13 protein-coding genes are annotated in these 15,619 nt (G+C 38.9%); 10 read left to right on the top strand and 3 right to left on the bottom strand.

Annotation, left to right across the window (positions count from 1 at the left end; translation table 11 throughout):
* Positions 1 to 105 precede the first annotated feature (105 nt).
* Positions 106 to 2,967 (top strand): 2-oxoglutarate dehydrogenase E1 component, encoded by a 2,862-nt coding sequence (sucA, locus tag ACRPLQ_RS07995; protein WP_033579402.1) that lies wholly within the window; start codon positions 106 to 108, stop codon positions 2,965 to 2,967.
* 16 nt (positions 2,968 to 2,983) lie between these two features.
* Positions 2,984 to 4,279 (top strand): 2-oxoglutarate dehydrogenase complex dihydrolipoyllysine-residue succinyltransferase, encoded by a 1,296-nt coding sequence (gene odhB / locus ACRPLQ_RS08000; RefSeq protein WP_432235867.1) that lies wholly within the window; start codon positions 2,984 to 2,986, stop codon positions 4,277 to 4,279.
* A gap of 42 nt (positions 4,280 to 4,321) precedes the next feature.
* Here odhB and ACRPLQ_RS08005 read toward each other — a convergent pair whose 3' ends face one another.
* Positions 4,322 to 4,930: a TetR/AcrR family transcriptional regulator gene (locus ACRPLQ_RS08005; RefSeq protein WP_028412868.1), complete on the bottom strand. Its 609-nt coding sequence runs from the start codon at positions 4,928 to 4,930 to the stop codon at positions 4,322 to 4,324.
* A 193-nt stretch (positions 4,931 to 5,123) separates the two neighbouring features.
* Here ACRPLQ_RS08005 and ACRPLQ_RS08010 point away from each other — a divergent pair, with 193 nt between their 5' ends.
* From ACRPLQ_RS08010 to ACRPLQ_RS08045, 8 genes are all read left to right on the top strand, one after another.
* Positions 5,124 to 6,299: a YhgE/Pip domain-containing protein gene (locus tag ACRPLQ_RS08010; RefSeq protein ID WP_033579399.1), complete on the top strand. Its 1,176-nt coding sequence runs from the start codon at positions 5,124 to 5,126 to the stop codon at positions 6,297 to 6,299.
* 35 nt (positions 6,300 to 6,334) lie between these two features.
* Positions 6,335 to 7,846: an FAD-dependent monooxygenase gene (locus tag ACRPLQ_RS08015; protein WP_432235868.1), complete on the top strand. Its 1,512-nt coding sequence runs from the start codon at positions 6,335 to 6,337 to the stop codon at positions 7,844 to 7,846.
* 55 nt (positions 7,847 to 7,901) lie between these two features.
* Positions 7,902 to 8,186 (top strand): hypothetical protein, encoded by a 285-nt coding sequence (locus ACRPLQ_RS08020; protein WP_165635209.1) that lies wholly within the window; start codon positions 7,902 to 7,904, stop codon positions 8,184 to 8,186.
* 121 nt (positions 8,187 to 8,307) lie between these two features.
* Complete coding sequence (locus ACRPLQ_RS08025) at positions 8,308 to 9,000, top strand: response regulator transcription factor (protein ID WP_028412871.1); 693 nt, start codon at positions 8,308 to 8,310, stop codon at positions 8,998 to 9,000.
* Positions 8,997 to 10,466: a sensor histidine kinase gene (locus ACRPLQ_RS08030; RefSeq protein ID WP_028412872.1), complete on the top strand. Its 1,470-nt coding sequence runs from the start codon at positions 8,997 to 8,999 to the stop codon at positions 10,464 to 10,466. Before ACRPLQ_RS08025 ends, ACRPLQ_RS08030 begins: the two co-directional genes overlap by 4 nt.
* 25 nt (positions 10,467 to 10,491) lie before the next feature.
* Entirely contained in the window at positions 10,492 to 11,568 is a 1,077-nt protein-coding gene (locus ACRPLQ_RS08035) for a TolB family protein (protein WP_432235869.1), read from the top strand.
* Positions 11,569 to 11,715: 147 nt separating this feature from the next.
* Entirely contained in the window at positions 11,716 to 12,477 is a 762-nt protein-coding gene (locus ACRPLQ_RS08040) for a M15 family metallopeptidase (RefSeq protein WP_155017362.1), read from the top strand.
* 115 nt (positions 12,478 to 12,592) lie between these two features.
* On the top strand, positions 12,593 to 13,264 hold the full coding sequence (locus tag ACRPLQ_RS08045; protein ID WP_028412875.1) for a DUF421 domain-containing protein: 672 nt from the start codon (positions 12,593 to 12,595) through the stop codon (positions 13,262 to 13,264).
* 28 nt (positions 13,265 to 13,292) lie between these two features.
* Here ACRPLQ_RS08045 and ACRPLQ_RS08050 read toward each other — a convergent pair whose 3' ends face one another.
* Positions 13,293 to 14,027, bottom strand: coding sequence for a polysaccharide deacetylase family protein (locus ACRPLQ_RS08050; RefSeq protein WP_099000462.1), 735 nt, complete (start codon positions 14,025 to 14,027; stop codon positions 13,293 to 13,295).
* Between the two features lie 83 nt (positions 14,028 to 14,110).
* A complete protein-coding gene (locus tag ACRPLQ_RS08055) occupies positions 14,111 to 15,388 on the bottom strand; it encodes a polyamine aminopropyltransferase (protein WP_028412876.1) in 1,278 nt (425 codons plus the stop codon).
* Between the last annotated feature and the right edge of the window lie 231 nt (positions 15,389 to 15,619).

Consider the following 15,619-nt stretch of genomic DNA (forward strand, 5'->3'; position numbering starts at 1 on the left):
AGATTTATCACTCGTTGTAAAGATGTCAGACGATAAGGTAATCGACATTCAAAATGGAAAGATTGTTGAGTACGACAATTATTATAACTCGTTGGGGGTTTTATCATGGGTAACGAAACGTCGAATAGAGGGGAGCCTTGGCAAGGATTTTTGGGTCCGAACTATGGCTATGTATTAGAACAGTATGAGTTATATGAAGAGCAGTCAGATCTAGTAGATCCAGACTTAAAAGAATTATTTGATTATTGGGGTGCTCCTCCATTAAACGAAAGTGAGCAGGTTCAGCAAGCTGAATACGCACAGGCTGCACCTTCAGCTAACACATCTAAAATTGCATCGGCTATTAAGCTAGCGGAAAACATCCGTGCTTATGGTCATCTATACGCGTCAATTAAGCCTCTTGAAAGCGAGAAGAAAGATCCTGTCTTGCTTCACTTGGAAGATTACAATTTAACGCAAGAAGATTTAAAATCAATTCCGGTTGATATTTTATGTACGAATGCGCCATCACACGTCAAAAATGGTTTAGACGCAATTAACTATTTAACAGATGTCTACACAAAAACCATTGCGTTTGAATTCCATCACGTACATAACATGGAAGAGAATAAGTGGCTGACTGATATGGTCGAGTCAGGTGCTATTTTCCAACCTCTTTCAAATGAGAAAAGAACTTCTGTATTAAAGCGTTTAACAGAAGTAGAAGGCTTTGAACAATTTTTACACCGTACATTTGTCGGACAAAAACGCTTTTCTATTGAAGGCGTAGATATGTTAATTCCACTTGTAGATGAACTGATTGCACGCTCAGTGGAAACAAGCCCAAAAACGGTTAATATCGGTATGGCTCACCGTGGACGTTTAAATGTATTAGCACACGTATTAGGCAAGCCGTATGAAATGATTTTTGCGGAATTCCAGCATGCGCCTAACAAGGAATTAGTTCCTTCAGAAGGTTCAATCGGTATCAACTACGGCTGGACGGGAGACGTAAAATATCACCTGGGTGCCGACAAACAAATTAAAGCAGAGAACACAGTTCGAGCTCGTTTGACATTGGCTAGTAACCCTAGTCACTTGGAGTTTGTTAATCCGGTTGTGGAAGGGTTTACAAGAGCGGCTCAAGATGAGCGTGATGTGAATGGATACCCGAAACAAGATGTAAAAAAATCGTTCGCGATTTTAATTCACGGAGATGCTGCGTTCCCTGGTGAAGGTATTGTACAAGAAACGCTGAACTTAAATCAATTGACTGGTTATCAAACAGGTGGAACAATCCACATTATTGCTAACAACATGATTGGATTTACAACAGAAAGCGTCGATTCTCGTTCAACAAAATATGCAAGTGACTTAGCAAAAGGGTTTGAAATTCCAATTGTTCACGTAAACGCGGATGATCCGGAAGCCTGTTTAGCGGCTGCTTATTTTGCTTATGAGTATCGCAGACGTTTTAACAAAGATTTCTTGATTGATTTAATTGGATACCGTCGATTTGGCCACAATGAAATGGATGAACCGTCTGTAACGCAGCCGAAGATGTATGAAATTGTGACAAAACGTCCAACCGTTCGTGCTATGTATGCAAAGCAGCTCGAAGAACAAAACGTTATTCAAAGCGGTCAAGCAGATCAAATTAATGAAGAGTTACAAGCGAAGTTAAAAGCAGCTTATGAGAAAGTACCGCCAAAAGCTGAAAAACAACATAGAATTATGGAAATGCCACAAGCAGTCTTCAAAGGAATTTCAGATATTGATACATCTGTTACAAAAGAAGAGCTGTTTGAAGTGAATCAAGAGCTAGTGAAATACCCTGAAGGATTTAACGTATTTCCAAAACTTGATCGCATCTTATCTAAACGTGCCAAAGCGTTTGAAGAAAATGAAAGCGTGGATTGGTCATTGGGTGAGGCATTTGCATTTGCTACGATTTTAAGAGACGGCACGCCAATTCGTATTACAGGCCAAGATTCTGAACGTGGTACGTTTGCACATAGACATCTTGTTCTTCATGATCATAAGACAGGGGATGTTTACTCACCACTACACGCAATGAAGAACGTAAGCGCTTCCTTTGATATTCGTAACAGTCCATTATCTGAAGGTTCAGTGCTTGGATTTGAATACGGCTATAATGTATTTGCTCCTGAAACGCTTGTTCTTTGGGAAGCACAATTCGGTGATTTTGCCAATGCAGGTCAAGTTATTATTGACCAGTTTATTGCAGCAGGTCGTGCTAAGTGGGGACAAAAATCTGGAATGGTCTTATTGCTACCACATGGCCATGAAGGTCAAGGGCCAGAACACTCAAGCGCTCGTCTAGAACGTTATTTACAGCTAGCTGGAGAAAACAACTGGACAATCGCAAACGTAACAAGCGCTGCGCAATATTTCCACTTACTTCGACGACAAGCTGCCATTTTACAGCGCGAAGAAGTAAGACCGCTAGTAGTTATGACACCAAAAAGTTTGCTTCGTAATGCTTTTAGTGTGTCAAACCTTGAAGAGTTTACAAAAGGCTCTTTCCGCTTAGTAGTAGAACAGCCTGGATTAGGCAAAAAAGAAGATGCAGTTGAACGAATCGTTCTGTGCAGCGGAAAAATCAGCAGTGAGTTAACGGAACGCTTAAACAAAGCAGAAGATGATAAAGATTGGCTACACGTTCTTCGTCTAGAACAAATTTATCCGTTCCCAAGACGCGTAATTGCTGAAATCTTTGCTCGCTATAAAAATTTAAAAGAGATTGTCTGGTTACAAGAAGAGCCTGAAAACATGGGCGCATGGAACTATGTAGAAGATCGACTGCGTGAAGTAGCACCAGAAGGAGCTACTGTTGACTACATCGGCCGCACAAGACGCTCAAGTCCAGCTGAAGGAGATCCAACAGTTCACAGACAAGAACAAGAACGTATTTTACAAGATGCATTAACTAAAAATGAAATTGCTAACGACGTTGTTACACGATAAGGAAGGGGAATGAACCATGGGAGAGATTAAAGTACCGGAATTAGCAGAATCAATTTCTGAAGGAACAGTTGCACAGTGGCTAAAACAAGTAGGAGATTTCGTTGAAAAAGGCGATTATATCGTTGAACTTGAAACAGATAAAGTTAACGTTGAAATTACAGCTGAAGACTCTGGTGTGCTAACAGAACTTCTTGCTGGCGAAGGCGACACAGTGCAAGTTGGTGAAACAATTGCACGTCTTGAAGCGAAAGAAGGAGCTTCAGCACCAGCAGCACCAAAAGCTGAAGAAAAACCAGCAGAGGAAGCACCAAAACAAGAAGCTGCTCCAGCTCAGCAAAAAACAGTTGAAGAAGTAGCGCCAGCAGCTGAAGCGCCTCAACAAGGAAATCAAAAACAATGGCTGATTGCTTCTCCTGCAGCTCGCAAAGCAGCAAGAGAACGCGGAATCAAGCTAGATCAAGTACCAACTACTGATCCTCTTGGCCGCGTGCGTAAACATGATATTGATTCATATGCAGATCAAAAATCAAATGAGCAAAAACATCAGGCACAAGCAAGTAAGCCAGCTAACCCGGTATCTCCGTCTCCAGCGGCAAGTGAAAATAGCGACAAACCTGTTGAACGCGAACGTATGTCACGTCGTCGTCAAACAATTGCCAAACGTCTCGTTGAAGTTCAGCAAACAGCGGCTATGTTGACAACGTTTAACGAAGTAGACATGACGGCTGTTATGGCTCTTCGCAAACGACGCAAAGACAAATTCTTTGAACAGCACGACGTAAGACTTGGCTTTATGTCATTCTTCACAAAAGCAGTAGTAGCAGCACTTAAAAAATACCCATTATTAAATGCTGAAATTCAAGGCAACGAGTTATTAATTAAAAAATTCTACGATATTGGTATTGCTGTGTCAGCTCCAGACGGTCTTGTTGTTCCAGTTGTACGTGATGCTGACCGTAAAACATTCGCTGGTATCGAAGGATCTATCGTTGATTTAGCGAAAAAAGCGCGCGACAACAAATTAGCATTAAAAGATTTACAAGGTGGAACGTTCACAATTACAAACGGCGGTGTATTCGGTTCATTAATGTCTACACCAATTTTAAACGGGCCTCAAGTTGGTATTTTAGGAATGCACAAAGTTCAGCTTCGTCCGGTAGCAATTGATGAAGAGCGTATCGAAAATCGTCCGATGATGTACATTGCACTTTCTTACGATCACCGTATCGTTGACGGCAAAGAAGCCGTAAGCTTCCTAGCTACTGTTAAAGAACTATTAGAAGATCCAGAATCTTTATTACTAGAAGGTTAATAAAAAAGAACCTGCTATTCTCCGAGAGAATAGCAGGTTCTTTTATGTTCGCTTAATGCCTGCAACATAAGCAGGACCCAAAAAAGTCATGCTAGCGAGTGTCAGAGCCATTTCTCTAGGTGACTGCTTCATATCTTGTTCTAGCCAGTGCTGAATGACGCCAAGATGGGCTGACGTTACATAAGACATTAAATGTTCAAGTGGAACAAGCGGAGGCGTTTTACTATCCATGAGCTCTAATTTTTCCAGTATATTGGTTTTCATAACTTCTTTAATTTTAAGATGAAAGCCAGGGTTGCCTTTTGGACCAAGCATAACCTGCATAAAACGCGCATTCTCTTGAATATATTCAAAAAGCGCAATAATAAACGGCAAAGGCTGTTCTTTCAAATTAGCAGATACAATCTCATTTGGATTTGCTTTTTTGATAAATTCTTTTATTTCTTGAATGACTTCATTTTCACTTTTTTCAAGCAAATCGTATTTGTCTTGGTAGTGTAAATAAAAAGTTCCTCGATTAATATCGGCTTTTTTCGTCAGATCTCTGACCGTTACGCCTTCAAATCCTTTCTCTTCCATTAATTCTGTTAAAGCATCTCGGATAAATTTCTTCGTTCGAATAATTCTACGATCTGTTTTTGAATTCCCCACAGTTTTTAAACACCTACTTTTTTCTTTAATAATGAACAGTGATGTGTTTTGTGTTAAGTAAGCGACATTCCCATGATTATTGCATATTGAGAATGCAGGTAAATTTATTATAATTTACATAGTGATCACTAATCAACAGCATGTACATTATCTTTCCGTCAACGTGTATATGCTTAAAGAAGGGAATATCTATATGAAATTAAGTAATCAAAAGCTTATATATCTTTCACCAATTATAGTGGTAGCAGTTATTTTCATTTTTACCCTAACGTTAATTCCTTCAGTAAGCCAAGCACCTAAGAATTTGCCAATCGCATTTGTAAATGCCGACGAAGGAATGACAGTTCCAGCAAAGGGTAAGGTAAATATAGGAGATCATATAAAACAAAATATGAAGAGTTCAAGCGCTGAACAGTCTTCGGTTAAATGGATTTTTGTATCAACTACTAAAGAAGTTGAAAAAGGGTTAAATAATCAAAAATACTACGGAGCGCTTATCATTCCAAAAGATTTCACCAAAAAACAGGTGACTCTTCAGACGGCTCAGCCTGAGGCACCTGCTATTAGATTGTTAGTGAATCAAGGAATGAATACAGCTGCTTCAACACTAGCCAGTCAGGTGCTAAACGGAGCAGTTGATCAGATGAATGAAAATATGCGCTTGCAGCTAGTGAAAAGATTTGAACAAAGCGGAACGCAACTAAGTGCAAACCAAGCATTAGCACTCGCTGCACCGATTCAAAAGACAGTGATAAACGTCAATAAAACAGGGACTCATAGTGTCAACGGAAATGCCCCCGTTTCATTATTTCAGCCGCTGTGGATGGCAAGCATAGCAGGGGCAGCAGTTGTCTTCCTCAGCATCCACAAAATCACGTTTTCTTCTCGCAAAGAGAAAATTGTTAACCAAGTAGGGTTCGTAATCATTGGTGCTACACTTGCTTTAGCTGCAGGTTTCGGGCTAGCGTGGCTAGCTGAAGTAGTTGGAATAAGCGTTCCTTCATTTTTGGATACAGCACTATTCTTAGCTATTGCTTACTTCAGTTTTTTCACCTTGATATCAGCCGCACTTTCATGGTTAGGACTAAAGGGACTTCCGATTTTCGTTATTATTCTATTTTTTGGCGCACCGCTGCTTCCAATGGCCCCAGAAATTATGCCTGATTTTTATCGAGAGTGGATTTATCCATGGCTGCCAATGAGGTTTATGGTAGATGGCGTAAGAGAACTATTTTTCTTTGGAGAACATCTGACATGGAATCATTCTGTATCTGCTCTAGCTCTTATCTCTTTAATAAGTTTGTGTGCTCTGTTTGCTTCTGCTTTACCTGCATCTTCTGTAAAAAAAGAGAAGTCTCGCTCAATATAAAAGATACTGCAACTGAATGAGAAGGAGAGATAATGATGAAGCCACAAATCCTAATCGTTGGTGCCGGACCTACTGGCCTTGTGATGGCCTATAATTTAGCAAGACATAACATTTCTTTTCGAATTATTGATAGAAACGAAGGGCCTGGGCAAGCCTCCCGGGCAATGGCTATTTTACCGCGAACCCTTGAATTTTATCAGCAGTTCGGTTTTGCAGATGAAGTCATAGACCGCGGGATTAAGATGGAAGATGTATACGTCCGAGTAAAGAATAAAATAAAAGCAAAAGTTCATCTAGGATCTTTAGGAGAAGGATTAAGTCCTTTTCCTTTTGTTCTTACATTTCCACAGGACGACCACGAGCAGTTTCTGCTTGAAAAATTAAAAAATCTTGGGATTGAAGTAGAATGGAAGACGGAGTTACTATCTCTAGCTGAACACGGAGAAGGGATAAAAACTTTATTAAAAGCCCAGCAAGAGGAAACCGCTTATTTTAAGTATATTTGTGGATGTGACGGAGCGCACAGTACAGTTCGTAAACAAATGAATATAGAGTTTAAAGGAGAAAAATATAAACAGCATTTTTATGTGATGGATGTTCACGGCTCTGGTGAAGTGATGAAGGATCAAAAAATCAGTATTTCATTTAGCAATGAAGAATTTTTGATTTGTATGCCTGTTAGAAGTAAAGGAACGTATCGAATGATCGGCATTATTCCTTCAGCTCTTTTGGATCAAAACGATATAAAAGCTGAAAATATTCAAACTTTTCTTCAACAAACCTTTGGTGCTGAGATTGAAAATATAAATTGGTTCTCAACATACAATATCCATCACAGAGTAGCAAGTCGTTTCCGACAAGGGCGTATTTTTCTAAGTGGAGATGCAGCCCATATTCATAGTCCTGCAGGCGGCCAAGGAATGAACACAGGAATTGGAGATGCAATCAACCTTTCATGGAAATTAGCAGCTGTCCTTCAACACAAAGCGGCACTTTCCATATTAGATACATACGAAGAAGAAAGGTTACCTTTTGCAGAGCTGCTTGTAAATACAACTGATCGCGCTTTCAAGCGAATGGTGGCAAGAGATAAAACGAGTCAATTTTTTAGAAAGCATATCTTTCCGCCTGTACTATCCTTTTTATTTCGCTTTCCTTATCCCCGTCACAAAGCATTTACAATTTTATCTCAAATCCGCATTAAATATCGAAATAGTAACCTAAGCAGCGGACAAGGGACAAATGTGCAAAGTGGTGATCGGTTACCTTATGTGGAAGGGAATTTTGAATCTTTACGGTCCTTAAACTGGCAAATACACGTCTATGGAACAGCAGCACAGAAGCTAAAAAAGAGCATGAGAGAAAAAGGCTTCTCTTTGCATGAGTTTTCTTGGAACCCCTATATGAAGAAAGCAGGGCTTCAAAAAGATGCACTGTATGTTATTAGACCGGACGGGTATATCGGTTTTATTAGCAGCGAACAGCGTATAGAGCTTCTTTATCAATATTTGAATACTCATAAAATTTTTCCTTTTACAAATGAATAATAACGCTAATAAAAAGCTAAGACAACATGATTTTAGCTGAAAGAAAATTGGATCGATGAATCGAGACTCTTCAAGCAAAATCAACTTTATTCGGATTTTTTTATGGTCATGTAAACGTAGATTTCATCTGTTTAGTTTACTCAAGCGGTTGATTGGAGGGCAAGGCGCAGACTCCTGCAGGAAAAGCAGAACAGGTGAGACCCCGCAGGAGCGCAAGCGACGAGGAGGCTCAGCGGCCGCCCGCGGAAAGCGAAGCCTTGCACGGAAATCAACCGCGGTGTCAAAAGCGCTCCATACTAAGCCTCCTTTATCTCATTTGTGCGTCTTTAGATTGAATTGATTTTGTTATGTCTCAATCTCTTTATTTTTGTTTACAATTTCGAAACAACTTGGAGATGTTTTTGCTAAAGCTGTTTGATAAGATAGACGAAGAGAAATATCAAATGAAAGTACGTGATACATTGAATAAAAGGATTTTAGTAGTAGATGATGAAAAAAGTATTGCCACAGCGGTATCTTACGCTTTCAAGCGCGAAGGATATATTGTAGACACAGCATCTGACGGTGAAGAAGCACTTGAAAAAGTAAAAAGCTTTCGACCTGACGTGATGATATTAGATGTGATGATGCCAAAACTAACCGGCTATGAAGTATGCCGAAAACTTGAGAATCGAAGAGGAATGGGGATTATCTTGTTAACGGTTAAAAATGATATCGTCGATAAAGTTCTAGGTTTAGAGTTAGGCGCTGATGATTACATGACCAAGCCATTTGATGTAAGAGAACTTGTAGCTAGAGCTAAAGCACTTGTTCGGCGAATAGAAAAAAATGAAGCTCCTGAAGCTGTGGGAGAAATCACGGTGGGAAAAGTGAAAGTGAACTTAATTCAGCGCACGTTACATGTTGCCAATGAGTTAGTTAAGCTTACACCAAAGGAGTTTGATCTTATTGCTTTATTGCTTGCCAATTTAGAGAGAGTGTACACACGAGAAGATTTACTAGATCTTGTCTGGGGAATGGATTATGCAGGCGGTACACGTACGGTAGATATTCACATGCAGCGCCTTCGAAAAAAAGTAGGAGAAGCAGAGCCTTATTTGCTTCAAACGGTATACGGGGTTGGATATAAAGCGACTGCAGGAATCAATGAATGAAAATCAGCCTAAAAGCTAAGATGGGACTCGTTCTTGCTTTTTTAATTATTTTAACAGTAACCGTACTGAGCGTACTTGTATTAAAAGGAATTGAGACCAATCAGCGTGATCAGCTAGAAAGTGAACTTATTCAAAAAAGCAAAGCAGCGGAGCAAACGATTCATCAAAGTTATGTAACAGGTGACCCGTCTCTGAATACAGATTCCTTTCTTCAGCAAAAAGGACAGCGCCTTGCATCTTCAATTGCATCACAAAGCGGAATGCAAACAGTCCTATATAATCAAAAAGGACAGGAAGCAGGAAGCTCTATTCCCATCGGCCAAAAAGATGTGGATGTTTCTGATACGCTTAGCTATGCTTTGAAAGGAAAAATAGCCTATCAAATCTCGGGTTCTTCCCTTATTTACTTTGCACCTGTGTCAATCGAGAATCAATTTATTGGAGTCCTTCGTTTTGACCATTCCCTAAAAAATAATCAGCAGTTTATAGCTGACATTAGGCACTTATTTCGTATGGGGGGAACGATTGCAGCGGCAGCAGCTTTTTTAATTGGCTATGCTTATTTTTATCGCATTGCTTCTCTCATCGCTACGCTTCAAAAAACTTCACAGCAGATTCGAAAAGGCCATTATTTAACTGATGTGCCCTTCAAACGGCGCGATGAACTCGGAGAGCTCAGTCAAGGCTTGTTTTTTATGAGTACGTCGATTGAAAAAAACATCGATCAAATGAATAAAGAAAAAAGAAAGCTTGAGTTCGCCATTTCGAAACTGCAGTCTCTCGAACAGCAGCAAAAGCAGTTTATCGGTAACATCAGCCACGAATTTAAGACGCCTTTAACATCGATCAAAGCTTATGTTGACTTACTTGATATGTATCGAGATGATCCTCAGCTTATGGAAGACGGTGTGCAAAACATTCGTAAAGAAACGAATCGCCTCCATGAAATGGTGGATAAAATCTTAAAGCTTTCAGCACTTGAGAAATATGATTTCGAGCAGCGACCAGAGCAAGTTGAATTGAAACGGCTTCTAGAAGACATATGCGATCGTATGAAAGGAAAAGCTGCTAAATTTGATTTGACTCTTCATACAAATATAAAAGAAGCGGTTGTTTGGGCTGATCGCGAAAGCTTAATACACATTTTTATTAATTTAATTGACAATGCTATTAAATATAATGAACCCGGAGGAAAAGTGGAAGTAGCATCTTATACTTTAGAGAATTCTATCATTGTAGATGTAGCCAACACCGGAATAGGAATTCCACCCGAAGCAGAAGAGAAATTATTCCAACCATTTTTCACCGTAAATAAAGATCGGTCGCGTTTATCCGGAGGAACAGGTCTTGGCTTAGCATTAGCCAAAGATTTAACTGAAAAACAAAACGGTGTTATCAAGCTGCATCATTCTGACTCTACATGGACAACTTTTAAAGTGTCGTTTCCTTTAAAAAACGAGAACTGAGTTAGCTAAAAGGAGTGAACCGTTATTGAAACGGTATAGATTAATGATATATATCGCAAGCACTTTTCTTATTTTAGCATCATGCGGCCAAGGAGAAGGTCATAGAGAAACGGTTGAAAAACCAGACAAGAAAATTACTGTATTGGACCACGTAGATCAAGATGGAAAAATAGAAGTGAAAGACGTTCAAGATATTAACGGAGTAAGAGCGTTTCAATTTTTGAATGAAAACACAGTGATTGTTAGTCAAGAAAATAAACAATTTCGGTCGCACGATTTCGGTCCCAAAGAGGTATATGCGCAGAATTTAGCTACTTATAATCTAAAAAACAAGTCTACTTTTGTGTTGCATCCAAGCAATGAAATTCAACATGCGGCGAAGCTTTCTCCAAATGGCAAATATCTTTTTTATAAAGTTGCAAAAGGCGAAGATACATTTGGTTATATAATGAACGTTCAAACAAAAAAAACAGTTGAAATCAAGAATGTTCTTCTCTACCCATCAAGCGGAGAGTGGCTTAATAATTCAGAAGTAATGTTTATTACAATGGAAGGAAAGCTTTCTAAAGCAAATGTAAAAGGAAAAGCAGAACCTCTATTGCACAGAGACGATCGAATCTTAGATGCAGTTAAAGGGATAGGTGGCATTTATTATATTGGTGTAAACAACCAGCTTTTTTTTCTTCATAACGAACAGACGGACCCTGAAAAAATCCGAGATAATGTGGTTTCTATTATCCCGTCTCCAAATGGAAAGCAATTAGCGCTCGTTCAGCAAAAAGATGCCCAAACGAGAACGCTGTCTATCACAGATTTAAAAGGATCAGAGGCCTTTCAGCTTGCTCTGTCCACTCAAATTTTTGGTGTCAGCTGGTCTCCCAACGGTTCGAAATTAGCTTATAATTTTATTTCTGAAAAAGAGGGAGATAAAGGGATATTCATAGCAGATGGATTAACAGGAGATGTTACACACTTAAACGTAAATTTAGACTATGCCGCTGATCAGCTTGCCTGGAGTCAATCAGGAAATAAACTAGTTGCATCGAGCTTTACGCAAAATCAAGTTCATACGTATATTATCTTTTTGAAAAAGACTGCTTAGGCAGTCTTTTTTTTACGCATACTAAACTTCTTTAAGAGTGTTTACAAGTTTGAAACAACTGAATAAAAGACAGAAACATTTATGTTTTATTCTTTCTTTACAGGCTTTTATAGCGTATCAAAAGCCATGTGAAAGGAGTAAGACATCATGAAATACTTTTTATTTATTTGTTCTTTAGCTTTTGCGCTGATGATAGCAGGGTGCGGCACAAGCAATTCTTCATCAAAGCCTGCCGGAGAATTCACAAAAAATGGACAGGCTCAAAAACTAGAAAGCTCATCAGCTTCTTCATCTTTAATGAAATCTAATGTAGACGAAACAGTGGTAATAGCCAATCCAGAATCGGTTACGGCTTTAGTTAATAAAAAGCATCAGCTTCCTGAATCTTACCAGCCTTCCGATTTAGTCTATGCCGACGTTCCGTTTATCTTTAACGAAAAAATAGAAAAACGAATGCTTAGAAAGCCTGCGGCACAAGCGCTTGAAGAACTTTTTCGAGACGCGGAAAAAGAGGGGATCAGCTTACTTGGTGTATCTGGTTATCGATCTCACGAGCGGCAAAAAGAGCTTTTTGCATTTTACGCAAAGCGAGACGGTGAAGAACAAGCACGCACTTATAGCGCCTACCCAGGAACGAGTGAACACGAAACGGGACTAGCAATCGATGTCACAGGAGGAAAGGGAATATGTGCTGCGGCAGACTGCTTTGCTGATACACTAGAAGCTCATTGGCTTTCAAAACATGCGTATCAATACGGATTCGTTATTCGATATCCTCAAGGTGAAGAAGAAGTTACCGGTTATAAATACGAACCATGGCACCTTAGATATGTAGGAAAAAAAGCAGCCGCATCCATTTTTAATCAATATATAACGTTAGAAACCTATGCAAGTAAGACAAAAGCTTAATCAAAAGTTCTATAGTTGGAAAACGAAGGAAAGAAAAATGAAAAGTCAGGTTTATCACTCTCACATATGATACAAACTGATACTATAACATGCTTGCTATAGAGGAAGGGTATCGATGTATAAAGATATTGCGATTGAACTGATATGTGGATTTTTAGCGCTATTTATTATGCTGAAGCTTTTAGGTAAGACACAGTTTGCTCAAATTACTCCGTTTGACTTTATTACAACGCTTGTCCTGGGAAATATTGTGGGGGATGCAGCTCTTGAAAAAGGAGTAGAATTAACTGAAATTCTTTATAGTGTTTTGATTTGGGGGCTTCTGATTTACGCAGTGACAAAGCTATCTCAAACCTTTACAGGATTTAGGGGAGTTCTTGAAGGCAAGCCTTCAATGATTATTTATAAAGGGAAAATTCATTATAAAGAGCTTAAGAAAAACAACTTGGATTTGAATCAGCTTCAGCATCTAATGAGACAGCAAGGGTATTTTTCACTGTATGAAGCAGAATATGTCATTTTAGAAACGAATGGAGAGGTGAGCGTCGCTCCTAAACATGAATTCGGCCCTCCGACGAAAAATGATTTAAACATCCCTTATTCTCAAACTAATTTACCTATTGCTTTAATCATGGATGGAAAAGTAGTGCCTGGCAATTTGAAAGAAGCAAACGTAGATGAAAAGTGGTTAAAAAAACAGCTGGCAATCAAGAAAATAAAGGAATACAGCGAAGTTTTTTATGCTGAATGGCAGCAAGAGCGAGGACTAGAAATAACAAAATTCTAAAAACCCTTTCCTTTTAAGGAAAGGGTTTTTAGCTTTCTTTTAATAGCTTAGCAAAATCCTCAATCGTTGTAGAATACGTGACGTACAGACGGGGAATAAGATAGTTTTCATTTTTTTGTCCACTTTCAGTAAAAAATTTTGGAATCGTTGAAAGACCAAATGTATAATTCTTTTTTGTTTCTTCGACTACGCGGCTATTGACCTTTCCGTAAGGGTAAGCAAGAGCAATAACGGGCTGGCTCGTGATGGCTTCAATTTTCAGCTTTGATTCAGCTAGCTCATAGGATAAATTTTTCGTCTTAGTTAAATCCGGATGAGTAGCGGTATGAGACTGAATAGAAAAAAATCCTGAATCAACAAATTTTTTTAGATCCGCTGGAGACAAACGGTTGGGACGGCCAATAAAATCTGAAATCACAAAAATTGTAGCCGCTGGATGAAACTGAGGGCTGGCTGCTCTTTGAAAAATAGGCAAGATAGTAAGATTATTTTTATATCCATCGTCAAATGTGATAAATATAGGCTTTTTTACACGCTTCAGCTCCTGCCATTTTTCAAATGTTAGCGGCGTATATCCTTGCTTTTTAAGATAAAGAAGCTGTTTCTCAAAATTTTCAGGTGTCACATACAGTTCTTTTTCCCCGTGGCCTGTGTAGGAATCAATAGAGTGGTAAATCAGTATAGGTACTTTCACTTGGCTAAAAGCGGGGGAAGGGAAAATAACAGTTAGCAATAAGATAACAAAAACCGAAATTTTTCTCATAACAATCCTTTCTAACGCGCAGTGATGACGAGACTATCTTAGTATGTCAAAAGAAAAGGAATGTATAAGCCAAGCTTTCTTTTTTACAAATATAAGCCTTCTTTTTTAAATATTTTATGCAGAACCAAGTGCTCAGCAGAGTTCACAACGGCAAACTGTTTTTTAGAAAGAGAATGAGGAGAAAAACGCATTAACTTAGTAAAGTCTGATGGCAGCGTAGTAGATGAAACATCAGTAGAGAGTATAGGGGCAGACAAAGATGTTTTCGAGCCGATGTGAAAACCCCAATCTCCAAAAGAGGGAATAATGGTGTGGTAGCTCAACGTATAAAACTGAGAAGCTTTCATCGTCTTATTAATGCTCCAAAAAACGATAGGTGTGTCTCTAGGAGAATTTGACTGACACACGACCAAGCCGCTGCGCGATAGTGAACGTTGGAGAAGTTCGTAAAATTCTTTTGTATAAAGAGCACTTATTTTTTTGTTAGTAGGATCTGGAAAGTCGACAATGATAATATCATAAAACGCTGAATTCAAAGAGAGGTAGTCAACAGCATCTTGAATATGAACGGTGACACGAGAATCTTCAAATGAGCGTTGATTTAACTTCTTTAATTCTTTTATATTCATCGCAGCATTTACAACGTCAGCATCTATTTCCACAAGGTCTATTTCTTTAACTTTCTTATATTTAAGGACTTCTCGTAAAGCTAAACCATCTCCACCGCCCAGAATAAGAATGCGGCGAGGACTTAAGGAAGCTGCAAAGATAGGGTGTACAAGAGCTTCATGGTACGCATGTTCATCCAATGAACTAAATTGCAGCTGTTCATCCAAATACATTCGAATATCAGATGCTTTAATCAGCTGAATATCTTGAATACTGTTTTTCTGATGAAACAAAATGTCATGCTGGCCTGATAAGATCTGCTGTAGACTAACGTGATCTGAGTCATCTCCACGATCGAGAAGACGAGTGCTTTCAGCATGCTGACGATTTTTTGTTGGCGTTTCGACGTGTTGAATTCCGCGAGAAATTGAATATACAACAGCTTTTTTTGAAGCTAATTGCTTCAGCAACGCATAACCAATTTCAATTATTTCTTTGTCTCCGCACGTATAAAAATCTAATGAAGCGTAGTTTTCCTCCGGCCAAGTATGAATAGACAAGTGAGAGGTAGCTAATACGAGAATGCCTGTAATGCCGTGGGGCGTAAACTGGTGAAAATAACAGTGCAAAACTTCCATCTCTGCATCTAGTGCAGCTTCAATAAGAATTTGCCTTAAAAGTGAGGGATCATTTAATATCACTTCATCGCATTCGAACGCATCCATTAGCAAGTGTTCGCCTTTAATATCCACTACTTCAGCCTCCTTTCTGAGCATTATTTTCACTATCTTATGAAATTTTTCAGAAAAAGGAAACGCAAGCACGTTAGTTTATAAATATTTTCGGGAAATAACTAGTTATCATCACATAGAAAGGCGGTTTAGGCAAACATATTTTCGTTGAAGGAAGAGCCGAACAATCAATCCATACTCTTAGTAGAAATCGAAACCTTTCGAATTTTTTCATTGATAGGATGAACGTAG

Origin of the sequence: Priestia sp. TRN 1309 (assembly GCF_050846875.1) — a bacterium.
Classification (GTDB): domain Bacteria; phylum Bacillota; class Bacilli; order Bacillales; family Bacillaceae_H; genus Priestia; species Priestia zanthoxyli.

Bases quoted from the DNA above. Each gene is read 5' to 3' on its own strand.
- sucA (WP_033579402.1), top strand. From the start codon at position 106: ATGGGTAACGAAACGTCGAATAGAGGGGAGCCTTGGCAAGGATTTTTG.
- odhB (WP_432235867.1), top strand. From the start codon at position 2,984: ATGGGAGAGATTAAAGTACCGGAATTAGCAGAATCAATTTCTGAAGGA.
- ACRPLQ_RS08010 (WP_033579399.1), top strand. From the start codon at position 5,124: ATGAAATTAAGTAATCAAAAGCTTATATATCTTTCACCAATTATAGTG.
- ACRPLQ_RS08015 (WP_432235868.1), top strand. From the start codon at position 6,335: ATGAAGCCACAAATCCTAATCGTTGGTGCCGGACCTACTGGCCTTGTG.
- ACRPLQ_RS08020 (WP_165635209.1), top strand. From the start codon at position 7,902: ATGAATCGAGACTCTTCAAGCAAAATCAACTTTATTCGGATTTTTTTA.
- ACRPLQ_RS08030 (WP_028412872.1), top strand. From the start codon at position 8,997: ATGAAAATCAGCCTAAAAGCTAAGATGGGACTCGTTCTTGCTTTTTTA.
- ACRPLQ_RS08040 (WP_155017362.1), top strand. From the start codon at position 11,716: ATGAAATACTTTTTATTTATTTGTTCTTTAGCTTTTGCGCTGATGATA.
- ACRPLQ_RS08045 (WP_028412875.1), top strand. From the start codon at position 12,593: ATGTATAAAGATATTGCGATTGAACTGATATGTGGATTTTTAGCGCTA.
- ACRPLQ_RS08050 (WP_099000462.1), bottom strand. From the start codon at position 14,027: ATGAGAAAAATTTCGGTTTTTGTTATCTTATTGCTAACTGTTATTTTC.